This window comes from Actinomyces sp. oral taxon 181, assembly GCF_018370895.1.
In the GTDB taxonomy this organism is placed as follows: Bacteria; Actinomycetota; Actinomycetes; order Actinomycetales; family Actinomycetaceae; genus Pauljensenia.
In genome coordinates, this window is the sequence record NZ_JAGYZL010000004.1 from 49,466 (window position 1) to 75,498 (window position 26,033).

Consider the following 26,033-nt stretch of genomic DNA (forward strand, 5'->3'; position numbering starts at 1 on the left):
CTTCAGAAAAAGTATGTCTCAGTGAATGGGATGTTGGTGAGCACCGGCACAGAATTCGCATTTTTCTTAGGTTTGCCTTAGTGAATAGGGGCACTACACTGTTGCCCATGAATCGACGAGGATCACGGATGCGCTCACTTATTCGCCGAGGATGGCTTTCAAACGAGCATGGCGCGTGGGTAATGACTGCTCTTCCCATCGCTGTCGGAATCTGCACCCTGAAACCTCAGCCCATTCAGTTCCTTTTACTTGCCGCATGGACAGCGGCCTACTGCAGCTATCACGCACTCACCCTGTACATGGCGGCTGCACCTCAGCGTCGCCAAACCTACCTACCGGCAATGGCGACCTGGGCGGCAATCGCGGCTGCATGCGGGATCCCAGTCATCATTCTTCACCCGCATCCTGTCGCGCGAATCCTGATCCCCGTGACATTCTTCTGTGCAATTGCGACATTCGAGGCGTGGAGAAAGCGCCGACGCTCACTACCCTCACACCTCGCTAGCGTTCTGGCCAGTTCATGCACCTATCCGCTGTCAGTGTGGGTTGTTGCTGAAGACTACTCACCACTCAAACTCTGGTGTGCGGCAGCCGCAATTGCTGCATACATGCTGGGCGCTACTCTCTACGTGAGATCGTTGATCCGAGGCGCCGGGGACACGCGCATGTTCACCGTCTGCATTACCTGGCACCTAGCAACACTTGCGGCAGGTCTTGTCGGCGTTGTGACCCACGTGATTCCGCTCTGGTCTTTGATCGCTTTCACCGTGCTTTCTATGCGAGCGATCGTTGTTCCCGCATTACAAAAGTCATCACGCATCAAGCTTCGCCCCGCGGTCATTGGGATTGGCGAATATCTAGCCTGCGCCTTGATGTTTAGCGCAGTTATAGCGATCGTCGCGTAGTTCCTTGCTCAGTGATAGGCGATAATTAATCGCATGAACTTTATTCTGCGTCTTATCGGAACCGGCTTGGGGCTGTGGGTCTCGGCCAAAATTGTTCCTGGAATCGTCATTTCACAGGGCACGACCCTGACTGAAACAGTCATCATGCTGGGCCTGATCGCCTTGGTCTTCACCATCGTAAATTCGATCGTGCGCCCCTTGGTTTCAATCCTTGCCTTCCCCCTGTACATCCTCACTTTCGGGCTCTTTGCTCTGGTGACTAATGGCATCGGTTTCATGGTGGCAAGCGGAGTTGCCCACTCTTTGGGTCTTCCTTTCTCTGTCTCTGGAATTGGCGCGGCAATTATCGGTGCGATTATCACCGCTGTTGTCTCTTCGCTGTTTGGAAGCTTAACTGGAGCATCCAAGAAGGATTGATTCTTCTCTCGCTCACACATCACGTCACTCGGCGGGTATCAAAGATATAAGAGCGCGTCTGCGTCCTATCGGTGATACCTAGCCGAGTTCTTCTTTCTTCTTCCCAACGAATTACTTCCCCAATATTGGGGTTCTGTTGCGGATTCACCTGCTCGCATTCGCGGATTGCCTGCGTGTAGGTTTCAATGTCGTGCGCAGCAATAGGATTGTCACTGCCCTGCTTCACATCCAAGTGTTCACTATCAAAATGCAAGGTGAGCGCATTTCCCCGATTAATATTTGCCGCACCATCAAGGGCAGGAACGATATCGCGTGTATTTTCCAAATTGAGCATGGGAACACCGGGGTCTGGGTGAAAACCGGCGACAGGAGATCCCGCTGTCAGAACCGAGGCCACGCTGTAGCGTGCGCGAATATCGCTTTCGGAGGCCAGCTGAGCAGCGATGATTCCACCTTGTGAATGCCCGATGAACTCAACGGGTTCATCACTGCGAATTCCTGCCATATCCATAGCCGACTTCACTGCACGAAGCTGATCTGAGTCAGATTGACCAACAGCTTGAAGGTTCGTCAGCAGGTCCTGGGGATTATCCTCGCCGGGTCCCCATTTCTGCGTTCCTCGAATCATGACGGACCACGAACGGCGTTCCTGGCCCTGTTCATCTGTAGTGGCATGCTGAAGGATCTCGATCTGGCCTTCATCCGCGCTTGAGCGCAGTTCTCCAATCCTCTCAAGGGCTGCCGAGGCCTGAAGTGGAGTATTCACATGAGGGGGAGCTCCACTTCCACTTTGCGTAACTCCCGACGCTGCCTGCTGGACCGTCGGTGCGTGTTTGGGGTAGTCAATAACGCTATGCGCCGCATAGAGGGCAACTCCGAAAGCCCCACAGTATGTGCGTACTTTTCCGCCATCAGCAACACCTTCTAATATCCGGGTACTTGATGGAGCTCCCCCACCGGAAGTACCCGGAAGCGCCTGTGCCGAAACCCGCACTCCACTATGTCGGCCAAACATTAACCAGCCCATGGCCGCATAGAACGTCGATGCTTGGGCCGCGGCATCTCGCGTCACTTCTGCGTTCTCATGCGAATTCGTACCACTGAGCATCCTGGCGATTTCGCCAACGTCATACTGGGTCCGAATACCCAGCTCTGCATCCTTTGGTTGATGGACGAAGGAATAGCCGTGGGTTGCAACAATCACCCCTCCGTGAACCAATCCAACAGGAGCCATGAGAAAGGGAAGGTTTGGATTTAAGTACTTTCCGAAACGTCCAATCTTTTGCGAGAGCACTAAGCCACCTCCCCAGGTATTGAATCCCAGAGCGCCGTCTAAACGAGCACAGGTGCGTTGGTAGGCTCGGACATCGGCCTCGGCACCAGAGTGGATCCGCGCAACATAGGCAAGCTTTTTCGCACAACTATCCATCCGCTCACTAAGGTGCGCGCCAAGTGAGTAAAAGTGATCGGCCAGCTCTCCACACTTATGAATCCTCAAGTCTTGAATCATGCCTGCAAGCATTTCTAGCTGTTCATCACAGGCATCTTTGATTTTCCTCATTGCGAGGACATCATCTACCAATGCCTCAGTATCGATGCGCGTCTGCGAAGAAGAGACAAGCATCCACGACACGGATTCATCGCTCATGAGTGTCCCTCCAGACTTGCCATTTCCAGTTGCGCAAGTTCTTTCAGCTGCGATGCCAGTGCAGACCAAGAACTCGATCCCTTCGCAATTTGATCAATTTCTACGCGCGCACCTTCACTTCCGTTTCCGGTCCATGACGACAGAGAAAACTCATTCATTGTCGCTGCGATATCCGCACAATTGTCTGCTATTACCTGAAGCGACTGACATACCGTGAACATCCACATAGGTGTCAGAGTATGAAGGTGCTCTTCTCGCTTCAGACACATCAGAATTTCTGTGGAAAACACCGATAACCCGTCACGACTGTGCGTGAATACAAGGTTTCAAACCCTGGTCCCGTGGCAATGCGCCCTCGGTCTGAGATGATTAAGACATGACTTCGCAGCAAGGACCCATGTTTTCGCCCGAAATGGGATACGCAGACCTAGCAGCAACTGGCCAGGCGCTTTCTCCGCTGGATGGTCGCTACCGTCCTCAAACCCAAGAACTGACTCAGTACCTTTCAGAGGCCGCACTCAATCGAACCCGAATTTTTGTCGAGATTGAGTGGATGATTGAGCTGCTGCGACGGGGCATCATTGCCCACGCACCTGAGATCTCTGATGCCGAATTGGACTACCTGCGTGCACTTCCGCAGAATTTCAACGCAAATTCCATTGCTGAACTCGCCCAGATCGAAGCCGAAACCCGCCACGACGTGAAGGCAGTCGAGTACTACATTGATCATCGCATTGAGGCAGCGCGCGATCTTCTCGGTGTTGACACCGTACTTCCCTCGCTTCGTCCGCTGGTCCATATTTTTGCGACCTCAGAGGACATCAATAACCTCTCGTATGCGCTCAATGTTCAAGCTGCCGTTCGCCAAGTGTGGTTGCCTCGTGCACAGGCACTATATTCGCGGCTTCTTGAATTGGCTCAAAATGGCGCGGATGTTCCCATGCTCGCGCGTACCCACGGCCAACCGGCAACTCCAGTCACTATGGGTAAGGAATTGGCGGTTTTCGCCTATCGCCTCTCTCGCCAGCTCTCGCGAATTGAAGACGCGGAATACTTGGGCAAAATGAATGGAGCCACTGGAACTTGGGCCGCTCACCGCATTGCACTGCCCCAGGTTCCCTGGCCGCTTCTTACGAAAGATTTTGTGGAGCGCCTCGGTCTGACGTGGAACCCGTTGACGACTCAGATCGAGTCTCATGACTGGCAAAGCGAGCTCTACAGCGATATTTCGCGCTTCGGACGCATTGCTCATAATCTTTCGACGGATTGTTGGACCTACATTTCTTTGGGTTATTTCCATCAAAAGCTTGGTGCGCAAGGGTCAACCGGCTCTTCGACAATGCCGCATAAGGTCAACCCCATTCGTTTTGAGAATGCCGAGGCTAATTTTGAGATTTCCTGCGCGCTGTTGGAAACCCTTGCTCAGACTTTGGTGACGTCAAGGCTTCAGCGCGATCTAACGGATTCCTCAACTCAGCGCAATATCGGGGTAGCTTTGGGGCACTCGCTTGTTGCGATTGATAATTTGACCCGTGGTTTAGAGGGGATTGAACTCAATTCACAGGTCATGGCTGAGGAATTGGCTCAGCATCCCGAAGTTCTTTCCGAGGCCATTCAGCAGGTCATGCGTCTTGCCTCCCTTGAGGGACGCGACGGTATGCAGAACCCCTACGAACGCATGAAGGAACTGACGCGCGGACACAATATCGATATCCACCGTCTGCGTGAGTTTGTATCTTCTTTAGATCTGCCCGAAGACCAGAAGCAGCGACTCATGGAGCTCACTCCTGAGACCTACACGGGTTATGCACCCGATATGGTCGATTGGATCAGCGCAGAGTAACGCTGGTTTAGACGGGCTTCCAGCCACTATCAAATGCGGGTGCCCCCAAGCGCTCGAAGAGCTCTTCGGGGCGCACCTGGAGGGAAGAGTAGCCCAGAGCACGCATGTCGACGATGTCCTCATCGTCATTTTGAAGCTTGCCTTCAATGACGATCGGCGCAATTTCGGGATTACGCCATGCTGCCTCTACAGCCGCAGCCAGTAGACCCTGCGCAGCACGCGCACGAAGGTCTTCCGCTAGCTCTTCGCCGCAGGCCGTCATTACTACAGTGAAGCTAACCACGGTTGGTTTCCCAAAGCCTTCGTTAACCTGAACCTCGCAGCGATCAACATCCCATGGAGCGGAATTCACATTGCCGTATTCACCCCGCGTGACCTGCTTTTCTAGGGTTGCGCGAAGCCTCGCCTCGATCATGCGGGCGAAGCGCTGAGAGCGCCCTTCCCTATTGCTTGGTCGCAGACGCGTAAGTGCAGCTCCTACTCCGAGCGTTGCAATTCCCATAGCAGCGAGGCCCAGAGGGTTAGAAATCCGTGGGATATCGTCAGAGATGCGCTGGAGCGCAGAGCCATTCATCATTCCCAAGATCCGCTTGAGTGATCTATTCGCTTCCATGTGTGACCCCATCGTGATTGTGCTCAGGTTCTTGTGCATTACAGGTGAGTTGCCGAGCATGAATGCCCTTCACTCGAGACCACACTCCCGAATTCGGATCATCGAGCTCTTGCCACACGTCATAAATACGCACGCGAGTAGGCTCATCGCCCTGTGGGAGCATCGCTTGGAGCGAGCGAACCGCCTGTCCAACTCGATCCCACTGGGTGATAGCACTGCGACGCTCGAGGTGCCCCACCGTTTCGGTGTACGTCGATGAAGAATGCGCATAGTACAGGGCGCGCAGTCGTGGCTGAATGAGCTTTCGTCCCACCATGATCCGATGATCGGGGGCACGAGCCGGTGTCCCATCAGTGGATGGAACAACATCCTGATCATGGGCAATATCGACCATGACAACTTCTGGACGAATTCGTGTTCGCCTAGCGGGAGCTCCCATGGCAAGAATTGCTCGGACATCGATTCCTGTTTCCTGCGCAGATAGGCTTGCCAAATTCACTGCGATCAGACCGCCCTGAGAATGACCAGCAAGCATCACTGGCTCCGTAGCAAAGCCTTCGGGAGCAACTCCTTCTTCACTCATCGCCTGGTGAAGTGCCACAATAATGCCCGCGCGCATAGACGAGGGCATTCCCAATGCCTCTCGAATATTGGCCTCCATGTCTGCCGGGTTGGGGGTGGATGGGGTATCGAAGTGCTGTGTTCCGGGAATTGAAACGAGCCAACGACGTGTCTTCCCCTGGCCTACGCGCGTGATTTTAATGGACTGCCCATAGGTGCCAGCCCAGTACATGTCATCGATATCCGCTGCCATGTCTTGGAGCGAGCGCGGCGCCCAAAGACGCTTGACCTGAGAACGCGGTTGCCCTGGAATCTCAATAAAATCCTGGCCACCATCAGAATCAAAGTACTTATCTGCATGTGCAGCTCCACCGGTCATTTGCCCCAGCGAAGTACCGACAATGAGCATTCCCACCATCATCACTTCATAGCCATCACGAGGCGTTACCTGCGCTAAGCGTTGAAGTTTACCTGTGCGATCCAATCCAATGACAGAGTCCAGTGCCGCTGCTGCGCGAACGATTTTCCCGGCACTACCAGCGATGCCACAGAGGACACGAACAAAAAGCGTGTCCAATCCGGGGTCCCGGAAGAAGATCGATTGGGATTGTTCTGATACCTGTTCACCCAGACGATCTGACTCCATTCGGAGACGCGAGCGAATATCCGATGGAAGAAATCCCAGTGTCGAGGCCCCAGCAACCGCGAGCGCGGAGAGCAGTTTAGGTGCAAGCGGGATCATTTTCGCACGCAGGTAGAGGGAAGTAAAAGACCCCGGCACACGACGTCGTGCGTAATACGAGCGGTGGTGGTGTCGTCTCATTACCTCTCCTTCCCTTGGTGCAAGCCTAAGCCCCCTGACGTGCATCTGCGTCCAGATTGAATCAACGAGAGTTTCCCTCACTATATTTCCTATTGACGTATATACCCCCAGGGGGTATATTTAGAAGCACAAGGAGGAACACCATGGCCCACGGATATACCGAAGAAACCGAGCACTACCTCAAGCGCCTTCGCAGAATCGAAGGCCAACTCAGGGGGTTGCAACGAATGGTTGCAGAGGATACCTACTGCATTGATGTCCTCACTCAAATCTCGGCAGTGCAGTCAGCGCTGGACTCCGTCGCACTGTGCCTCCTTGAAGACCACATGAATCACTGCGTCCTTCACGCCGCTCAACACAGCGAAGAAGAAGGACGCGAAAAGATCCAAGAAGCCGCAAAGGCAATCGCGCGACTGGTGAAGTCCTAAGCGCGCACCGTAACGTCTCTCCATTTTTCCCACCACCAAAGAAAGGCGCCATCATGGCACAGGAAATTGACCGCACCGTCGAACTCTCCATCAACGGAATGACCTGCGGACACTGCGTCGCATCTGTCACCGAAGAACTGAGTGAGGTCCCCGGCGTCCTGAACGTCGAGGTCATCCTCAACTCCGGCGCAACCTCGAAGGCCACCGTTGTCACCAACACCGAACTCGATGACAACGCTCTACGCGATGCTGTTTCCGAGGCCGGCTACGAACTGGTCGGAATCGCTCGCGATTTCTGATCTCCTCATCCGGGGGCGCCATCAGGGCCCCCGGATATCCCGTGAACCACACGCGACAGAATCGATCAGAATGACTACCGAAACTCACCACACATCAACTAATACTGAGAGCGAACACTTAGGAGACGGCCTGCTGCGCCGCGCTGCGGATCTACGCAACCGCTTCCTTGTGACCCTCCCCTTCACCATCATCGTTCTGGGCCTGTCCATGGTTCCTCCACTTCAATTCCCCGGCTGGCAGTGGGTCGTCGCTTTCCTCTCGCTACCCGTCGTGATCTGGGGTGCCGCCCCCTTCCATCGCGCTGCCTTCCAGGCCGGACGCCATGGATCTTCGACCATGGATACCCTGGTCTCCCTCGGTGTCATCGCCTCGAGCTTGTGGTCGTGGTATGCCCTACTCTTTGGCGGCGCAGGCATGATCGGCATGCGCATGCAGACGTCGCTCATCCCAGCGAGCAGCCACGCAACGCACGCAGAAATCTACTTCGAGGGTGCCTGTGCAATCGTTACTTTCCTTCTGGCCGGCAGGCTGATGGAGGCACGGACGCGCTACCACTCCGGTGATGCCTTGCGTTCTCTTCTTGAGCTCGGTGCGAAGGACGCAATCCTCGTTGAAGGAAACGGCTCGGATCGCCAGTTCCGCACCATCCCCGCAGCTGAACTTCGCGTCGGAGACCTCTTCCAGGTTCGCCCCGGAGACAAGGTTGCAACCGACGGCATTGTTGAAGAGGGCTCCAGCGCCTTGGATACCTCGCTCATGACGGGTGAATCTCTTCCCCGCGAAGTATCCCCTGGTAGCGCGGTCACCGGAGGGACCCTCAACACCTCGGGAGCATTGATCGTCCGCGCAACCGCCGTTGGATCCGAAACCCAGCTGGCTCACATCGGTCAGATGATTACCGAGGCTCAGGCAACAAAGGCCCCCGTCCAACGTCTTGCGGACCGTATTTCTTCGGTGTTCGTTCCGACGATCATTGTGCTTTCCCTACTGACTTTGGCGGGATGGCTCATTGCCGGAGCTGGCGTTCAAAGCGCAATCACCGCAGCCGTTGCCGTCCTGGTTGTTGCCTGCCCCTGTGCTCTTGGTCTGGCTACGCCAACCGCACTCCTTGTAGGTTCGGGCAAGGCCGCGCAGATGGGTATCCTCATTTCTTCCGCTGAGGTCCTTGAGCGCACGCGCAGCATCGACACGATCCTCCTTGATAAGACCGGCACCTTAACAAAGGGGGCCATGTCTTTGGAGTCCGTGATCCTTCCCGATGGAAGCGCAAATTCTCCCGATGCCCAGGCCAGCGAGGATGCGCTCAGCGTGACCGCCTCGCTGGAATCTGCCTCGGAGCACCCGATTGCCCGCGCGCTTACTGCGGCTGCCCACGAGCGCGAGCTTCCCTCGCACCCGGTTCGCGAGCTGCGCAACCACCCCGGACTTGGGGTTTCCGCGCTCGCCGAGGACGGCGCACTCCTTCTGGCCGGCCGCGTGAGCTGGCTGGGTGAGCTTGGCATTTCCCTTCCTCAGTCTGCGCTTTCCGCGATCTCCGAGGCCGAGGCCACGGGAGCGACCGTTGTGGCCAGCGCGCGCGTTGAGGGCTGGCAGGAAACTTCCTCCGCTGGTGATACGGACCCGACGCAGGCTTCGGAGCCCACGCAAGAGAACGAGGATGGCGGAATCATCGTCGATATGGCCGTGGGCGGCATGACCTGTGCTTCCTGCGTTCGCAGAGTTGAGCGCAAGTTGGGCAAGCTCGATGGCGTTCACGCCCAGGTCAACCTGGCAACTGAGAGCGCTCGAATCACCCTTTCACACGATTACAGCGATGCGCAGCTTGAAGAGGTTGTGAAGGCAGCGGGCTACGAGCCTCAGGTACGTTCGCGTCGGCTTGCTTCCGCTCAAGCACCCACAGCGACACTCACACCTCAAACGCGCGAACTTCCCGAGCACCTCGATGGCGTGCTTCTGGGTGCCTTCGTTGTGCGTGACACGGTGAAGGAGTCATCGAAGGATGCGATTGCCCAACTTAAGGCCTTGGGTATCACTCCGACCTTGCTCACTGGTGATCACGAATCTGCAGCACGTTTTGTCGCTTCGCAGGTTGGGATTGACTCGGTTATTGCAGGAGTTCTTCCCGCAGATAAGCGCGATGCGGTGATGCGCCTTCAAGAAGAAGGCCACCAGGTAGCCATGGTGGGTGACGGCGTTAATGACGCGGCTGCTCTGGCACAGGCCTCGACTCAGGGCTTGGGTATTGCCATGGGTTCGGGTGCCGATAGTGCGATCGCTGTCGCTGATATGACGCTGGTGAGCTCAGACCCAACGATGGCTGCCGCTGCGATTCGTATTTCGCGCGCAACGCTGAAGGTCATCAAAGAGAACCTCTTCTGGGCCTTCTTCTACAACGTCCTCGTGATTCCGCTCGCGATTTTCGGGCTTCTCAACCCGATGCTCGCTTCGGCTGCGATGGCCATGTCCTCGGTGTGTGTTGTCCTCAACTCCATGAGGCTGCGCCGCGCGCACTGAGGTGCCACTCTCATACACGGTGCCCCCGCGATTTCTCGCGGGGGCACCGTACGTCTTGACCGATATAACGCTCAATCAATTCCAGTCAAGCGCGTTAGCTGCTGCGTTTAACGACCTGGAAACCGCCCTGGTTATACACCAATTCGAAACTATGCCCTGGATGCGCGCCCTGCGCGTAGGCCACGGCATCGACATTCTTCTGATCTCCCCACGCGGCTCCACGTTGGTCGACAACGACATAGTCGACGTCAACATTCTTAGCGGATCCCACCCAATACACCTCGTGGCGTGGAACCAAGTAGGCCAGGAGGGTGAGATCAGTTTCGACCTGTGAATTCTCAGGGATGAGCTCATTGATCTCTTGAGCCTGGGCCATTCGAGGACTCAGAGTTCCAAAACCCGGATTCGTCATCTGCCACATCGGAAGCTGCGGAGCGGTCACAAAAGCCGCAGCGCAGGGCAGTGCCAATGCAATTGTTGCCACCACAGGACGCTGCGCGCTGGTTACCCAGCCCAAGCCTCGGGAAATCGAGGAATCCTGCTGCGAAGACCACCGGCGATGCACATCCAACAAGGCACCCAAGAGGATGGGGATCAAAATCGCGTTGTAGTGCCAGTGCTTCCAATCCCAGTAGTAGTCAACAGAACCCAAGAAACGCCACGCAATTGTCGGCATGATGACCCAGAACCAGGGAGATGCCATACCAATGATGCCGGCCCCCAAAATCACCATGGCAATCACGCCGTACTTTTGGGCAGGCCACAGCGCACGCTCGATCAGAGTGACATCCCCCTGATTACTGTTTCCATCCAAGCTGTAGGCCCAGGTACCTGAGGCATTAAAGGCGGGCAGAAGCAGCTTCACCGTCACGAAGAAGGCAAGAAGTCCAAAGACCGCGAAGAACAAGGGATAGGTGAAGGACTTTTCGCTCTCCCGGCCTCGCCACGCCAACACAATGCCAATCATCATGACGGTGAGGCCAAGGTCTTCCTTCACCAAGACCAAAGGCGCTGACCATGCCATAACGGCAACCCAGCGACCCTCAACAAATGCGGCAGAGGCCCAGGCAAGAAGGGGAACAGCAAAGGCAACCTCATGGAACTGCGAGGCAACAGCACCCTGGAATCCCCATGCGGTGACATACCCAATCCCAACGAATGTTCCAAGAAGCCACCCGGCTTGCTTGCTGGCTAGACGAACCAGCGGCCACGCCGAAACCGCAATCAACAGATCTTGAACGATCAGAAGGGTCAGTCCCGACGGGAAGAAGCGATAAACCAGGCCCAGAAGAACCAAGATGGGGTGGAAGTGATCGCCCAGAAGGTTGTAGCCCGGTCCCTTCACGGGAACGATCGGCGCAGAGAAGTGAGAATAGGACTTCGCCGCCTCGGTGAAAATAGCCAGATCCCACGAAGGGACGGTCAGCGAACGCCACTGGCCAACCGAGAAGGTGATGTACAGGCAGGCGCCCAGGACAACGGAAAGGGCAGCGGGAAGATAGGCCGCAAGCGCGCGGGATGTACGCAAACGGGTACCTTTTTCAGACATTAACTGGTTTCTCCTGCAGGTGATTGGGATACGGGAGTGTGCTCGGGATCAGGGTAGGGGGCACCCAAGCGTTGAAGAGAGACAGGGGTTCGGAAGCGACGGCGCAGGCGCACTTTGCGCAGCGCAAGCATCGTCGAGGTCCATACGACATCGGCTAGGCTCGCCGACCGGTTGAGAGCGACCAAGCTGTGATCATCACCTGTGTGCTCAAAAGCGCAGGGCAGTTCAACAGCTGTCATCCCCAAAGCGAGCAGCCGGACCTTCATGTCCAATTCGAGGCCGTAGCCATTGGCGAAAGGCATGATCGCGTTGAGTGCCTCGCGGGTAATACACAGCTGTTCGGACAGGGGTGCTTGACAATTCCAACCCGTTTGGCGCCGAATCGTATTGTGTGCGAGGCGTTGCGCGGCGATCTCTTTGCGCGCACTGCTCGGATCTTCACTGCCGAGGCCCGCGGGAACAGCGCAGGCAAGGTCCGCGCGGCCACTGCTGATAGCCTCGACAAGGAAAGCCGCATCCACGGCGCTCTCCCCCAGGTCTCCCGAGAGGAAGAGAATGTGTCGACCGGGTGCATCCACGCGATCGCGCATTGCTGCGACTTTCACTCCCGTTTCGCGTGCCGAGGCCCGGCCTCGGGGAACGGAATGACGAACGACAACCGCACCGGCGGCGCGCGCATACTTCCCGGTTTCGTCGTCCGAGCCGTCGTCAATGACAATCAGCAGGTCAACGCCAGGGATTGCACGGCATGCACGAACAGTTGAGGCGATCTGCCGACCCACATTGTGGGCACAGATGATCGCAGCGACCTTCTGGGAAGGTGAGGGTTCGACGGATTGAACGGGAGTCACTCTGTTAGTCTATCCCGCTTAAGTGCCGCCTCTCCTTAGCGAATCGTGACCTGGCGGGAAACGAGGCCTTGGCGCGCGCGACGTTCGTCTGCACTCAGCGGGGTGGTTTCCTTCAGCGCCTTCTCAACGCTTTCCGCAAGAGCCTTCGCATCTGCGGCAACATCTTCTGCAGAAGCGCCCTCAGCGAGCTCAAAAACCGGAATTGCCAGACCGCATGCGCGGAATGCACCGACGAAACGAGAGCCTTCTCCCAATCGAGCATTTCCCGCTGCCTGCAGGCGAGCCAGCGCATCAAAAAGCTTGTGTTCAGGGGCGGCAGACACGTAACGAACAAAGTTGCGGTTCATTTCGCACCAGTACATGCCTTCGGTACCTGGTACTGCAGCAGTGGGAACAACGTCAGCGCGGTTTTGCTCAAGAGCATCACGCATTTCGGGGGTGAGTTCCTGATTCGGATCGAACCAGTAACCGAAATCAGCAACGATCTCCATATCGCCAAATGCCTTCGGATCAACAATGTCCTGGAGGCGAGGGGCAGGCTCGCGCACATCAATATCGATGACGCCGTCAACACCGTCGGACTGTGCCTGAAGGGCAGCAAGAAGAGCTGCGGCAACATCGTGTGAAAGATCGCCCGAGTTCGAGCGAGTCTGCAGGCCGACGAGGATACGTCCATCGGGACGAATCATTGCGGGATGGCCATCGGGCAGCAGGGTAACGATGTCGAAGTCTGCACCGCCGTGTTCTTCAGTGGTGCGCCCGCTCAGCGTTGCGCAGGGGATGATTTCGCGCATTGCGACAAGTTCGACCTCGTTAGGAAGTCCTTCAAAAGGACGTTCCACGAAGGGGATCGGGGGGCGGTATGCCGGGCGATCTGCGCTGACTGCTACTTTTTTACGACGTGAGGCTTTTCCCATGGGGCTATCGTAGCGGTTTTCTTCCCCTTCACGAGGCCGTGGCTGCGCACCTGCGCAAAATTGCCTGCATGACGGCGGCCGCACCATCGTTTTCGACTGCTGCCGCAACGAAATCACTGTGGACGCGAATCTCCTCGGTGGCGCCGCCCATAGCAACCCCGAAGGCCGCCCATTCGATCATGGCAATGTCGTTTGTGCCATCACCAATGGCGACCGTTCCTTGAGTGGGAAGCGAAAGATCCCGTCGGAGTTCATCAAGCCCACTGGCTTTCGTCACCCCTAGTGAACTGATATCTGCCCAGGACGTCCAACCGACGAAAACCTCGTGAGTCTTCGCAAAGGGCAGGGCACACAAAATGCTTTCGAAAGAATCGCGATCCAAAGCGGGTTCACGAATGACAAGCTTAGGCGTGCGCATTGCTTTGAGTTCATCGATACTTACCAGCTCGGTGTCTTCAACGATTTCCCCTTCGGGAAAACCCGTTGAAATCAAGCGAAGGTCATGGTCTTCGACGGCGAAACGCGCATGTGGAAGAGTCTTTAACGCCTCGTCGATCACCTCGGCGGGGAAAAACTCATGGCGATGCACAATCTCGTACCCGGCCTCGTGAATGCGAGCAAGAACCGCACCATTGGACGCGACAATCCATCCGCAGCGGAAGCCCAGTAGTGGGAGAACGGGCAGGACCGCACCCATTGAGCGGCCGGTCGCGATAACGACCTGCGCACCGGCGCGGCTGAGCGCTGCAATCGATTCAACGACCTGCGTGCTGGCACCGCTGGGACTCAAAATCGTCCCGTCGATGTCTAGGGCGACCATCACCTGCGTGATATCACGCGGGAAAGTGGAAGGAAGCGCATCGTGCGCCTCCCCCACCAGCTCCTCGAAAGGACGAGGGGCTTCACCGCTCAGCGGTGCCGTTAAGTAGCTGGTCACGCAGCCTCATTACTTTGCGGCAACGGGCTCAAGAACCTCGAGGCCACCCAGGTAGGGGCGCATCGCTTCAGGAACGTAGATTGAGCCATCAGAGCGCTGGTGGTTCTCAAGGATTGCAACCAGCCAACGGGTCGTAGCAAGGGTGCCATTGAGGGTTGCAACAGCGGTCATGCCATCTTCGCGACGCTCACGGATACCCAGTCGACGTGCCTGGAAGGTCGTGCAATTCGAGGTCGAGGTGACCTCCATATAGCGTTCCTGAGTGGGCAGCCAAGCCTCGCAGTCAAACTTACGAGCAGCAGAAGTACCGAGGTCACCGGCAGCCGTATCAATCACGCGGTAGGGCAACTCAACCTTGGCCAGCATCTCTTCTTCCCAAGCCAGGAAGCGTGCGTGCTCTTCTTCTGCATCCTCGGGACGGCAGTAGGAGAACATCTCAGCCTTGTTGAACTGGTGGACGCGGATGATACCGCGAGTATCCTTACCGGCCGAACCGGCTTCGCGACGGTAGCAGGTCGACCAACCCATGTAGCGCTTGGGGCCATCCGACAGATCAAGGATCTCATCGGCGTGGTAGCCGGCGAGCGCAACCTCGGAGGTACCCGTGAGGTACAGGTCATCGGCGGGCAGGTAGTAGATCTCTTCGGAGTGCTCGTTGAGGAAGCCGGTACCGCCCATGACCTGCGGGGTTACCAGGGTCGGGGTCATCATGGGCACGAAGCCGTTGGCGAGTGCCTGATCCATGGCCATGGTCATCAGAGCCAGCTCGAGGCGGGCACCAATTCCCTTGAGGTAGTAGAAGCGTGCGCCAGAAACCTTCGCGCCGCGCTTGGTATCGATCGCATCAAGGCCTTCGCCCAGTGCTAAGTGGTCCTGGGGTTCAAAGCCTTCGGCGGCAAAGTCACGACGCTCCGGGCCTGCGTGGCGCAGGACAACGTAGTCATCCTCGCCGCCAACGGGAACTCCGTCGAGGACCAGGTTCGGGAGCAGGCGGGCCAGGCGATCGGCCTCGGCATCGGCAGCATTTGCAGCGGCCTCGGCTGCCTTCACTTCCTCAGCGAGTTCCTTTGCCTGCGCAAGAATGGCGGGGCGTTCTTCCTTGGACGCGCGACCCACGGACTTGGACACCTCTTTTTGCGTCGCGCGCAGGGCCTCAAAGTTCTGGAGGGCCTCGCGACGGGCAACGTCGGCTTCAAGAATCTGGTCAACAAGGGCGGGATCAGCTCCGCGAGCGCGCTGTGAGGCGCGTGCGGGCTCGGGGTTTTCACGCAGTGAACGCACATCAATCATGGGGCCATCTTAGTTCACCAAAGCATGTCAGTGCCGACAAATATCTGTGCTGTGAGCTCAGTGCCCTTTACACTTTGAGTATGCGAAAGTTTCGTGCACCATCACCGTACCTGATTGCCCTCGCTGGAATTGCCGGAGCAGGCGTCACAGCAGGTGCAAAGTACTTCATTCAGTCACGGTCACGTCGTGCGCATCGTTCGGCAATTTCACTGCCTCCGAGCATTGCCGAAAACATTCGCCCTTGGGTGGTTTTTAATCCTTCCAAGCATGATGATCCGCAGGAATTTCGCAACTCCCTCACAATGGATGCACGTGCGCTTGGCGTGCGTGACATTCATTTCATCGAGACAAGCATTGCCGACCCAGGTGTTTCTCAGGCGCGCAAGGCTGTGCGAGCTGGCGCAACGCATGTCATTGCCGCCGGCGGAGACGGAACGGTTCGCGCCGTTGCCGCCGGCTTGGCCCACACCGGAGTGCGCATGGGTATTCTTCCCGAGGGCACCGGCAATGTTTTGGCCCGTAATCTTGGGCTTCCGCTGGATTCCCCCCTTGATGCACTCGCGGTTGCGCTTGGGGAGTCAACCCACCGAGTTGATCTCGCCTGGCTTCGCATGGTTGATCCCGAGGAGCGTTTTGACCTTCCCTGTGAAGGAAAGCTGCTGGCAGGCGTGACCTCCTCGCATCCTTCCTCCTCTGACGAGGCCGCGCTGGCCTTAGACGATGAATTCCCCTTTGTGACCTTGGCTGGGATGGGCTTCGATGGTGAGACCATGTCGAAGACAGATCCTGAGCTCAAGAAGAATATCGGCTGGGCTGCCTACGTACTTTCGGCAATTAATTCACTGGATGTTCCTCGCATGGGTGCCCGTCTTCGTGGACAGGCCGCTCACGGTGGCGATGATTCTTCAGAGTTCACCGCCCGTTGCGTACTCTTTGCGAACTGCGGAGATCTACCGGTGATCACCTTGGCTCCCGAGGCCTCGTTGCATGACGGATTGCTTGATGTCATCGCTGTGGATACGCAAGCTGGTTTGGTCGGTTGGGCCGATCTGTCCTTGAAAGTCTTCAGCCAGAGCCTTGGACTTCCACAGGTTAATACACCTGTCTCCCCCGCTGACCTCTCGATCAGGCAGGTACGAGAGTGCGAGCTTGAACTGGATCAACCTGCGGTTGTTGAGGTCGATGGGGATGCTATTGGCCGCAGCACGAAGGTTGCTGTGCGCATCGATCAGGGCGCGCTGTTGATTGCGGGGTAAGCACCGGCTAAATGCCGCCTCCTCATATTCCTGGTTTAGCTCACATATTCCGGGTCTATTACCGTTTTAAGGCGGTAGGTGTGTGAGCTAAACCAGGAATGAGTGAGCTAAAACCGTCCGACGTGCGTGTGATCTCGGTGCGCGGCGAGCTATGCGCGATGCGCGTTAGCCGCGTGCGGCGTTAAACGTGGTACTACATGCGCGGTTCCCGAATACCAAGCAAGAAACCATAGACAACAAAAAGGTCCAGCCGAAGCTGGACCTTTGGTTGTGGAGCTAACGGGACTCGAACCCGTAACCCCCTGCTTGCAAAGCAGGTGCGCTACCAATTGCGCCATAGCCCCAAAGGGGTTCCCCCAAGCTTACGCCTGCGAGATGTCATCCGTAACGGATGTCCACAGTTCCTCATTGCCGGAAAGATCCTGGCAAACCTGCCGGATCACGAGCCCCACAACAGCAGCACATGCCACTAGCGAAAGAGTTTTCACAAACTTCTTCATGAGAGCCTCCGCTCAATTGTTCCTGCGGATGGTGGGCCTAGGTGGGCTCGAACCACCGACCTCAGTCTTATCAGGACTGCGCTCTAACCTACTGAGCTATAGGCCCATTGCCATGCCGAAAGGCACGCGTTAAATAGTACATGCGCATGGTGACTCACGCAAAATTGTTTTCTGGTGACGTCGCCCACTCATTAGCCTTCCCGCGTTGAACCACCATAAGAACGCCATTGAACCACCATAAGAACGGCCTGAATACACGTGTGGGGGTCGGTGCCGCGCACCAACCCCCACATAGTGGAACTTAAAGCTCACTCATCCATCAGTGTCACCTTGATGCCACCGACCAGCGAGGCGACCAAGTTGTACAGGAAGGTTCCCAAGGCCGACAGTGCAGTGAGCAGAACGACGTTCATGACCGCAACGAGAGTCGTGTAGGCCATGACCTTCGGAAGCCTGACATAATCCAGAAGCGAAACCATCTGTGATGCGCCAATGGACTGCAGGAAGCTTTCCGCTGAGGCGAAGACATGCATGGCGTTGAGCATGAGCCACAGGATCATGACTGCAACGACCAATGCGATACCCAATGCCACGCTGAGCAGGAAGGCAACCTTCATGACTCCCCAGGGGTCCACTCGCACGATGGCGAGGTCGACCTGGCGGGGAAGGTCATCGCGGTCGTTCGATGCGTGATCACTCATTCCTGGACCTCCTGTGAGTCGTCATGCTCTGACGCTACATCCTCAGCAGGGGTTTCGTCATTACTTTGCGAAGAATTGTCCTGTGCTTGTGCGTCTTCGGGCTCCTCTTCATCAATGTCGCGCTCGGGGTTACGAGTCACAGCAATGATGCGATCGTTCTCATCGGGACGAGCAAAGATCACACCCATGGTGTTACGCGCAGTCGGGCGCACATCCGAGGCATTGACCTGGACAAGCTTGCCGGACTCGGTGATCACCATGATGTCTTCTTCAGGATCAACAACCAACGCGCCAACAAGCCCGCCACGCTCTTCAACCAGACGACCCACGCGTACACCCATGGTTCCACGACCCTTGGTCGGGTATTCCTCAATGGGAGTGCGCTTGGCGTAACCGGAATCGGTCACGATCAGCAGGTCCGTTCCCTCGCGAGGAACATCCATGGTCAAGAGCTCATCATCGCCGCGGAACTTCATACCGCGAACGCCGGAGGTCGAACGACCCATGGGTCGCAGCTGCTCGTCCGTTGCGGCGAAGCGCACGGCCTGGCCATCGCGAGACACCAGCAGCAGATCGTCATCGGCATTAGCCAGCTGAGCCGAAACCAGCTCATCCGGCTTGCCCTCTTCGTCCTCACGCAGGTTAACAGCAATGATGCCGCCGCTTCGCGGAGAGTTGTACATCTCCAGCGGGGTCTTCTTCACGAGGCCGGACTTCGTTGCCAGCACCAGGTACTGTGCGTCCTCGTAGGTGCGGATTGCCAGGACCTGCGCAATGCGCTCTTCCGGCTGGAATGCCAGAAGATTTGCAACGTGCTGACCCTTGGCATCGCGACCGCCTTCGGGAATCTCGTAGGCCTTCGCACGGTAAACGCGACCGAGGTTCGTGAAGAACAACAGCCAATGGTGCGTGGTCGTGACGAAGAAGTGCTCAACCACATCATCGCCGCGCAGCTGAGTTCCGCGAACGCCCTTACCGCCTCGTTTCTGAGAACGGTAGTTATCAGTACGAGTTCGCTTTGCGAAACCATCGCGGGTGATGGTGACGACAACATCCTCTTCGGGGATGAGGTCTTCCATCGACATTTCCCCATCGAAGGGAACGATGGTTGTACGACGTTCATCACCGAACTTCTCAACGATTTCGCCAAGTTCTTCGGAGATGATCGCGCGCTGACGCTCAGGCTTAGCCAAGATATCCTGCAAATCTTCAACGCGTGCGCGCAGTTCCGCGTGCTCGTTCAAGATCTTCTGACGTTCCAGTGCTGCCAGTCGGCGCAGCTGCAGGGCTAGGATTGCGTCGGCTTGGATCTCATCAACATCCAGAAGCTCCATCAAGCCGCTGCGTGCCTCATCGACCGTGGGTGAGCGACGGATCAAGGCAATAACCTCATCCAAGGCATCGAGGGCCTTGAGGTAACCGTCCAAGATGTGCAGACGCTCTTGAGCCTTACGCAGGCGGAACTGCGTGCGGCGCACAATCACTTCGATCTGGTGGGCAACCCAGTGGCGGATAAAGCCGTCAATCGACAGGGTTCGCGGAACACCATCGACCAGCGCAAGCATGTTTGCTGAGAAGTTCTCTTGCAGAGAGGTGCGCTTGTACAGGTTGTTCAAAACGACCTTGGCAACCGCATCACGCTTGAGAACAATGACCAGTCGCTGACCGGTACGGCCCGAAGTTTCATCGCGAATATCCGCAATACCCTGGATCTGACCGTCACGAACCAGCTGAGCAATCTTATCTGCCAGGTTGTCGGGGTTGACCTGATAGGGAAGCTCGGTGACCACCAGGCACTGGCGTCCATGGATTTCCTCCACGTTGACAACCGCGCGCTGGGTGATGGACCCGCGTCCCGTACGGTATGCGTCTTCAATTCCACGACGTCCCAAAATGGTTGCGCCCGTTGGGAAGTCGGGACCGGGGATCAGCTTGAGGAGGGCCTCAAGGAGTTCCTCTCGCGAGGCCTCGGGGTGCTCAAGCGCCCACTGCACGCCGCGTGCAACCTCACGCAGGTTGTGCGGAGGAATGCGGGTCGCCATACCGACGGCGATACCTTCCGAGCCATTCACCAAGACGTTGGGGAAACGCGAGGGAAGAATGGTTGGTTCCTGGTTGCGGCCATCGTAGTTGTCCTGGAAATCAACGCATTCTTCGTCGATATCACGGACCATTTCCATGGCCAGAGGCGCCATCTTACATTCGGTGTAACGAGGTGCTGCGGGGCCCAGGTTACCGGGGGTACCGAAGTTACCCTGACCGGCGACCAAGGGGTAGCGCAAAGACCAGGGCTGCACCAAGCGCGCAAGTGCATCGTAGATCGCTGCGTCGCCGTGCGGGTGGTAGTTACCCATGACGTCACCGACGATACGCGATGACTTCGAGAATGAAGAGGTGGGACGGTAACCGCCGTCGTACATCGCGTAGAGGATGCGGCGGTGGACGGGCTTAAGTCCGTCACGAACATCGGGCAGCGCGCGTCCGACAATAACGCTCATGGCGTAGTCGAGGTAGGAGCGCTGCATTTCCTTCTGCAGGTCGACCTGGCGAATACGTTCGACGTCACGGATGTGTCCGGCATCGACTGTTTGTTCGTCGCTCACTTTGGTCCTTCGTTTCGTTTTCTACTGACGAAGCCGCACGTGGGTCGCGGCCTCATCGCTGGGCTTTAGATGTCGAGGAAGCGCACGTCGGTGGCGTTGCGCTGGATAAACGTGCGGCGCCTCTCGACGTCGTCGCCCATCAAAATGGTGAAGGTTTCATCGGCATCTGCTGCATCTTCGAGAGTGACCTGCTTGAGGATGCGGTGCTCGGGATCCATGGTGGTTTCCCACAGCTCGTGATCATTCATCTCACCCAGACCCTTGTAGCGCTGGATGCCACCTTCCTTGGGAAGCCTGCGATTTGCTGCGGCTCCCGCGGCAAGCATGTCGTCGCGTTCCTTGTCTGAGTAAGCGAATTCGTGCTCTGCATTGGACCACTTGATGCGGTACAGCGGAGGCATAGCAATGAAGGTGTGTCCCTGTTCAACCAGGGGACGCATGTAGCGGAACAGCAGAGTGAGCAACAGGGTTGCAATGTGCTGACCGTCAACGTCGGCGTCGGCCATGATGACGATCTTGCCGTAGCGCAGTTTCGCCAGGTCGAAGTCTTCACCGATTCCCGTTCCGAATGCGGTGATCAGGGAGCGAATCGTATCCGAGCTCAGTGCGCGGTCGAGGCGAGCCTTTTCCACGTTCAAAATCTTGCCTCGGATTGGCAAAATTGCCTGGTGTTCGGGGTCGCGTCCGCCGACGGCTGAGCCGCCTGCGGAGTCGCCCTCGACGATGAAGATTTCACATTCTTCGGGAACTCGCGAGGAGCAGTCGCGCAGCTTACCGGGCATCGAGGCCGATTCCAGTACGCCCTTACGACGAGTAGCTTCGCGCGCCTTTCGAGCGGCAACACGCGCTGCCTGAGCTGCCTGGCCCTTCTGGATAATTGCCTTGGCATCCGCCGGGTGTGCATCGAACCAGTCGGTGAGCTTGGAATAGACCTGCTGCTGAACGAAGGTTCGCGCTTCGGTATTACCCAGCTTGGTCTTGGTCTGGCCTTCGAACTGGGGCTCGGTGAGCTTGATCGAAATAACGGCCGTCAGACCTTCGCGCACGTCATCACCGGTCAGGTTGTCATCTTTTTCGCGGATGATGCCCTTTTCGCGACCGTAGCGGTTTACCAACGAGGTCAGCGCTGTACGGAAACCTTCTTCGTGCATGCCACCTTCGGTGGTATTGATGGTGTTTGCGAAGGTGTGAACCGACGAGGAATACGCCGTGGTCCACTGCATGGCAATTTCTACGCTCATGGTGCCTTCGTCGTTTTCCGCTTCGAAGTCAATGATGTCAGCGTTGATCGTTTCGATCTTCTTTGCCGAATCCAGGTATTCCACGTAGTCACGCAGGCCGTGCTCATACATGTAGGAAACCTGGCGGAATCCCTTGTGCTTTTTTTCTGAGGCCTGCTCGTCTCCGGCGATTTCGTCGCCTTCATCCGTGGCAGTTTCGCGCTCATCGGTCAAGGTAATACGCAGTCCCTTGTTGAGGAATGCCATCTGCTGGAAGCGCTGACGCAGGGTTTCGAAATCGAAGACGGTGGTCTCAAAGATTTCGGGATCCGGGTAGAAGGTTTGCGTCGTTCCGGTTTCAGTGGTTTCTTCACCACGAACCAATTCGGTAATGGGGTGGCCGCCGTTAGCAAAGGACATCCGCCATACGTGCCCCTGCCTGCGGATCTCCGTGTCAACACGCGTGGACAGGGCATTCACAACCGAAATACCCACACCGTGAAGACCGCCGGAAACCGCGTAACCGCCACCGCCGAACTTACCGCCCGCGTGCAGGATGGTCATGACAACCTCGACTGTTGGCTTGTGTTCAGTCGGGTGCTCGTCAACGGGAATACCGCGTCCGTTATCGACAACGCGAACGCCACCATCGGCCAGGATCGTGACCTCAATGTGGTCCGCGTAGCCAGCCAAGGCCTCGTCAACGGAGTTATCTACAACCTCATACACCAGGTGATGTAAGCCGCGCTCACCGGTTGACCCGATGTACATACCGGGGCGCTTACGCACCGCCTCCAAACCTTCGAGGACGGTGATATCTGACGCGCCGTAGCCGTCGGATCCGTCATCGACTGTTGGTTCTTGCGTTTCAGCCACCTAATGGCTCCCCTCATTCTTCACCCGCATGGGTGTGCACTGCCCGAAAATGGCGCAGTAGCAATAAAACAACCGTTACCATTCTACCGAAAAGGCAGGGGGAAAGCCCTGATTGACACCGCTATGAGGAAGATTCACTCACAGGAATTATCCGCGAAATATAGCCGTTTTTGAGGCTGTGACCAGTCACACGTTCAGAAACTAGGCGTAGGTATCGCGAGGACCCCTCCCGGGCACCGATAAACGGCCCTTTTTCCATGAAGGAGAGGCCGGTGGACGCAAGATCACCTGCTGCACGACGCCTTCACCCACGGCCTCGGCAATCGTACGTTCTAGGCGCGGCAGAAGTAGCTGAAGTTGCTTAAACCACGCGGTGGAATCACATTGAACAATCAGACGGTGATCATCAATTGTTTCAATGGAGCAGTGCTCAGCGACTTCATCACCGACGATATCGCTCCATCGCGCCATCAGATCTCCCGCCCGCGTGTGTTCCTGCCACCCGCGCGAGGCGATTAAAGAATCAATTGTCAGGCCCAGCTTTTTCGGCTCACGGTATTTTCGCCGCATCGGAGCCATTCCAGGCATTTTGATCCAACGACTTCCAGCCCGAGAAACGACCGTTGACAGCGCACTCAATTCGCCATCGGGATCAGCTTGAGGATCAAGGTTGACCTCCGAAGCTTCCTGCTCATCATCGAGCAAAATTTCCTCGGCAAATTCTTCACTTTGTCCACTTACGCTTCTGCGCCGTGAGCGCAGAGGAATGCGGTAGTGGCCCTGGGCCTGCGCTCTGGCTTGTACACGTCGTAGTGCAGCAGAGGCATATTCGAAATCGGAAAATTCACTCATCACCGACCACCGTTCCAAGCTCAGGATCCCAATGGACTGCATGAACCTGAGCATGTAATTCTTGCGGAACATCATCGGCGACCGCTGCCGTGATTAATACTTGCTCCGCTGCGGTAATCATACGGGTTAATCCCGCTCTGCGCGACGAATCAAGCTCTGCGAATACATCATCGAGAATAAGAATCGGGGTATCCCCATCTCGAGAAAGAAGCTCGAATGCGCCCAAACGTAGTGAAAGAGCAACCGACCATGTCTCGCCGTGGCTTGCATAACCTTTCACGGGCATCCCACCAAGGGTGAGCTTTAAATCATCGCGGTGTGCACCGAATAAATTCACTCCCCTCTCGGCTTCCTTCATGCGTGACGAGGCCAAAATTTCCCTGAGTTCGCCCGCAGTCGTGGCCAAATCCCCACCCACCGGGCAATTACCCTGGGAAGCAATGAATTCGATATCCAATTTCCGAGGCGATCCACCGATTTCCTCATAGGCGTGGGCCGCGGGATCACGAAGTTCGTCGACTAGTCCCACGCGCGCAAGACTGAGCTGCGCGGAGAGCTGAGCAAAGGTATCGTCCCAAACTTCTACTGTTGAAAAGTCGGGAGTAAAACCCCGGCGCAACTGCGATTGAGCACTCTTCATCAAGGCCGCACGTTGACGTGCAACCTTGTCGAAATCGTTTTTTACCTGCGCAATGAGCGGGTGCTGCTGAATGAGGAGATCATCCAAGAACTGGCGACGAACCTGTGGGTCGCCGCGAACAATTTGAAGATCTTCCGGCGAAAACACCACGCTTTTGAGTAGGCCAAGAACTTCGCGCGGTCGAACTTGAGTGCGATTGACCTTCGCCCTATTCGCTTTTCCACGAACAATCTCAAGTTCAATAACTGTTTCGCGTTCACCTGCCGTCACCAGCCTGACCCGAACAACCGCCCCACCGGGCTGAGGTTCATCAGGGGAAAGGGGTAAACGCACCAGGGCTTGTTCTGCACTCACGCGGTGAGAAGAGAACGCGGAAAGGTAGGAAACAGCCTCGACAAGATTGGTTTTCCCCTGGCCATTTGAGCCCAAAAGAACTGTCGTTCCCGGCGCAAACTCCACTACCGCATGACGGTATGAACGAAAGTCATCCAGCGCAACGTGCGAAACTCGCACACAAACTCCAGATCAGATTCCGTAGCGGATCGGCATCAGCAGGTAGCGGAAGTCAGTCGACTCTCCACCATCAGCCTTTTCTTGGCCGGTGATCACAGCGGGCTTCGTTGGGTGGGTGAAACCGAAGCGAACATACTCGGTATCCATAACCGACAAACCTTCGCTGAGGTACTGCGGGTTAAACGCGGTCGCAATGTCATCGCCCATGAGCTGCGCCTGAACAACTTCAGAAGCCTGGGCGTTATCACCTTGGCCGGCTTCAAGAACAAGCTGGCCATCGGAGAAGGACAGGCGAACACTGGTCTTGCGCTCGGCAACCAAGGAGACACGCTTAACTGCCTCGAACAACGTGTGACGCTCGACGATTGCTTGGATGGTGGTCGTTTCCGGGAACAAACGGCGAACCGGAGGGTAGTCACCATCCATCAGGGTCGATGTCGTGCGACGTCCACCGGCCTGGAAGCCGATCAGCGAAGAAGCGCCCGGCTGAGATTCCTGCGACAGACCGATCTCAACCTTTGCACCCGAGGTCATGGACTTTGCGACGTCCTGAAGAATGCGTGCCTTGACCAGTGCGGCTTCGGACATATCGGAAACCGAATCCCACTTGAGCTCGCGCATGGCCAGACGGTAGCGGTCAGTTGCCAAAAGCGTGATGTTATCGCCGTCAATTTCGACGCGGACAGCGGTAAGAAGCGGAAGGGTTTCATCGCGAGAAGCTGCGATTGATACCTGAGCAACTGCCTGCTGGAAAACCTGCGAATCTACAGAACCTGCAACCTGAGGCTGTGCGGGAAGAAGCGGGTATTCGTCGATAGGCATGACTGCCAAGGTGAAGTGCGAAGAACCGCAGGAAAGAGAAACTTTTTGTCCATCAACTTCGATGGTGACCGGCTTGTTGGGCAGGGACTTTGAAATATCTGCAAGAAGTCGACCGGAAACCAGAACTTCGCCTTCTTCATCAACCGAGGCGGGAATGCGCGAGTTTCCAGAAACTTCGTAGTCGAAGGAGGACAGAGTCAGTTCCTGACCCTGAGCCGAGATTCGCATACCAGCAAGGATGGGGCTTGCGGGACGGGTGGGAAGTACACGCGCTGTCCATGAAACAGCTTCTGCAAGCACGTCGCGGGCGACGGTGAACTTCATGGATTCTCCTTGGAACTGAATGTAGATATACCGTGGTCAGTTTACCTAGCTGTAGGCGTAAAGGAAACTGAGAATTACACCTTAACCAGTTAGAGCTCGAGGCCTATCTGATGTTGGTGATTTTTTGTTA

Annotated in this window: 23 protein-coding genes and 2 tRNA genes; 7 read left to right on the top strand and 18 right to left on the bottom strand. The window is 56.6% G+C overall.

Annotated elements, in window-relative coordinates; translation table 11 throughout:
• Window positions 1–107 precede the first annotated feature (107 nt).
• Both KHW85_RS03035 and KHW85_RS03040 read left to right on the top strand, forming a co-directional pair.
• Window positions 108–905 carry a YwiC-like family protein gene (locus KHW85_RS03035; protein ID WP_291458751.1) on the top strand — a complete coding sequence of 266 codons (798 nt, stop codon included), beginning with the start codon at window positions 108–110 and terminating at the stop codon, window positions 903–905.
• A gap of 33 nt (window positions 906–938) precedes the next feature.
• Window positions 939–1,322, top strand: coding sequence for a phage holin family protein (locus KHW85_RS03040; protein WP_291458752.1), 384 nt, complete (start codon window positions 939–941; stop codon window positions 1,320–1,322).
• A gap of 19 nt (window positions 1,323–1,341) precedes the next feature.
• Here the strand turns inward: KHW85_RS03040 and KHW85_RS03045 are convergent, their stop codons facing one another.
• The gene (locus tag KHW85_RS03045; RefSeq protein WP_291458753.1) at window positions 1,342–2,970 is read right to left on the bottom strand and encodes a hypothetical protein; all 1,629 of its coding nucleotides are present in this window, start codon (window positions 2,968–2,970) and stop codon (window positions 1,342–1,344) included.
• Window positions 2,967–3,128 (bottom strand): hypothetical protein, encoded by a 162-nt coding sequence (locus tag KHW85_RS03050; RefSeq protein ID WP_291458754.1) that lies wholly within the window; start codon window positions 3,126–3,128, stop codon window positions 2,967–2,969. The genes KHW85_RS03045 and KHW85_RS03050 overlap by 4 nt, the downstream gene beginning before the upstream one ends.
• Before the next feature lie 218 nt (window positions 3,129–3,346).
• Here KHW85_RS03050 and purB point away from each other — a divergent pair, with 218 nt between their 5' ends.
• Window positions 3,347–4,813 (top strand): adenylosuccinate lyase, encoded by a 1,467-nt coding sequence (purB, locus tag KHW85_RS03055; RefSeq protein WP_291458755.1) that lies wholly within the window; start codon window positions 3,347–3,349, stop codon window positions 4,811–4,813.
• 7 nt (window positions 4,814–4,820) lie between these two features.
• On the opposite strand, the gene KHW85_RS03060 is transcribed toward purB, so the two are convergent.
• Entirely contained in the window at window positions 4,821–5,426 is a 606-nt protein-coding gene (locus KHW85_RS03060) for a hypothetical protein (RefSeq protein ID WP_291458756.1), read from the bottom strand.
• On the bottom strand, window positions 5,413–6,810 hold the full coding sequence (locus KHW85_RS03065; RefSeq protein ID WP_291458757.1) for a hypothetical protein: 1,398 nt from the start codon (window positions 6,808–6,810) through the stop codon (window positions 5,413–5,415). Before KHW85_RS03065 ends, KHW85_RS03060 begins: the two co-directional genes overlap by 14 nt.
• Window positions 6,811–6,953: 143 nt before the next feature.
• Here KHW85_RS03065 and KHW85_RS03070 point away from each other — a divergent pair, with 143 nt between their 5' ends.
• From KHW85_RS03070 to KHW85_RS03080, 3 genes are all read left to right on the top strand, one after another.
• On the top strand, window positions 6,954–7,238 hold the full coding sequence (locus tag KHW85_RS03070; RefSeq protein WP_178705094.1) for a metal-sensitive transcriptional regulator: 285 nt from the start codon (window positions 6,954–6,956) through the stop codon (window positions 7,236–7,238).
• Window positions 7,239–7,291: 53 nt separating this feature from the next.
• Window positions 7,292–7,537: a heavy metal-associated domain-containing protein gene (locus KHW85_RS03075; protein ID WP_291458758.1), complete on the top strand. Its 246-nt coding sequence runs from the start codon at window positions 7,292–7,294 to the stop codon at window positions 7,535–7,537.
• A gap of 70 nt (window positions 7,538–7,607) precedes the next feature.
• Entirely contained in the window at window positions 7,608–10,052 is a 2,445-nt protein-coding gene (locus KHW85_RS03080; protein WP_291458759.1) for an HAD-IC family P-type ATPase, read from the top strand.
• A gap of 94 nt (window positions 10,053–10,146) precedes the next feature.
• Here KHW85_RS03080 and KHW85_RS03085 read toward each other — a convergent pair whose 3' ends face one another.
• From KHW85_RS03085 to serS, 5 genes are read right to left on the bottom strand one after another with little or no spacing between them, the layout of a single operon-like run.
• On the bottom strand, window positions 10,147–11,601 hold the full coding sequence (locus KHW85_RS03085; RefSeq protein ID WP_178705085.1) for a DUF2079 domain-containing protein: 1,455 nt from the start codon (window positions 11,599–11,601) through the stop codon (window positions 10,147–10,149).
• Entirely contained in the window at window positions 11,601–12,452 is an 852-nt protein-coding gene (locus KHW85_RS03090; protein WP_291458760.1) for a glycosyltransferase, read from the bottom strand. Before KHW85_RS03090 ends, KHW85_RS03085 begins: the two co-directional genes overlap by 1 nt.
• A gap of 35 nt (window positions 12,453–12,487) precedes the next feature.
• Entirely contained in the window at window positions 12,488–13,369 is an 882-nt protein-coding gene (locus tag KHW85_RS03095) for a DUF5926 family protein (protein ID WP_291458761.1), read from the bottom strand.
• Between the two features lie 28 nt (window positions 13,370–13,397).
• Window positions 13,398–14,306, bottom strand: a complete 909-nt coding sequence (locus KHW85_RS03100) for an HAD family hydrolase (protein WP_291458762.1) — start codon at window positions 14,304–14,306, stop codon at window positions 13,398–13,400.
• 9 nt (window positions 14,307–14,315) lie between these two features.
• Entirely contained in the window at window positions 14,316–15,596 is a 1,281-nt protein-coding gene (gene serS / locus KHW85_RS03105) for a serine--tRNA ligase (RefSeq protein WP_009748192.1), read from the bottom strand.
• Between the two features lie 80 nt (window positions 15,597–15,676).
• Between serS and KHW85_RS03110 the strand changes: the two genes are divergently transcribed.
• A complete protein-coding gene (locus tag KHW85_RS03110; RefSeq protein WP_291458763.1) occupies window positions 15,677–16,852 on the top strand; it encodes a diacylglycerol kinase family protein in 1,176 nt (391 codons plus the stop codon).
• Between the two features lie 271 nt (window positions 16,853–17,123).
• On the opposite strand, the gene KHW85_RS03115 is transcribed toward KHW85_RS03110, so the two are convergent.
• The 9 genes from KHW85_RS03115 to dnaN form a co-directional block, all read right to left on the bottom strand.
• Window positions 17,124–17,196, bottom strand: a tRNA-Ala gene (locus KHW85_RS03115).
• Between the two features lie 18 nt (window positions 17,197–17,214).
• The gene (locus tag KHW85_RS03120; RefSeq protein WP_291458764.1) at window positions 17,215–17,352 is read right to left on the bottom strand and encodes a DLW-39 family protein; all 138 of its coding nucleotides are present in this window, start codon (window positions 17,350–17,352) and stop codon (window positions 17,215–17,217) included.
• Window positions 17,353–17,381: 29 nt separating this feature from the next.
• Window positions 17,382–17,458, bottom strand: a tRNA-Ile gene (locus KHW85_RS03125).
• A 202-nt stretch (window positions 17,459–17,660) separates the two neighbouring features.
• Entirely contained in the window at window positions 17,661–18,053 is a 393-nt protein-coding gene (locus tag KHW85_RS03130; RefSeq protein ID WP_291458765.1) for a DUF3566 domain-containing protein, read from the bottom strand.
• On the bottom strand, window positions 18,050–20,656 hold the full coding sequence (gyrA, locus tag KHW85_RS03135; protein WP_291458766.1) for a DNA gyrase subunit A: 2,607 nt from the start codon (window positions 20,654–20,656) through the stop codon (window positions 18,050–18,052). Before gyrA ends, KHW85_RS03130 begins: the two co-directional genes overlap by 4 nt.
• Before the next feature lie 65 nt (window positions 20,657–20,721).
• Window positions 20,722–22,752: a DNA topoisomerase (ATP-hydrolyzing) subunit B gene (gene gyrB / locus KHW85_RS03140; RefSeq protein WP_291458767.1), complete on the bottom strand. Its 2,031-nt coding sequence runs from the start codon at window positions 22,750–22,752 to the stop codon at window positions 20,722–20,724.
• 201 nt (window positions 22,753–22,953) lie between these two features.
• The gene (locus tag KHW85_RS03145; protein WP_291458768.1) at window positions 22,954–23,604 is read right to left on the bottom strand and encodes a DciA family protein; all 651 of its coding nucleotides are present in this window, start codon (window positions 23,602–23,604) and stop codon (window positions 22,954–22,956) included.
• Window positions 23,597–24,757, bottom strand: a complete 1,161-nt coding sequence (gene recF, locus KHW85_RS03150; RefSeq protein ID WP_291458769.1) for a DNA replication/repair protein RecF — start codon at window positions 24,755–24,757, stop codon at window positions 23,597–23,599. The genes KHW85_RS03145 and recF overlap by 8 nt, the downstream gene beginning before the upstream one ends.
• A 12-nt stretch (window positions 24,758–24,769) precedes the next feature.
• Window positions 24,770–25,903, bottom strand: coding sequence for a DNA polymerase III subunit beta (gene dnaN, locus KHW85_RS03155; protein ID WP_291458770.1), 1,134 nt, complete (start codon window positions 25,901–25,903; stop codon window positions 24,770–24,772).
• Window positions 25,904–26,033 lie beyond the last annotated feature (130 nt).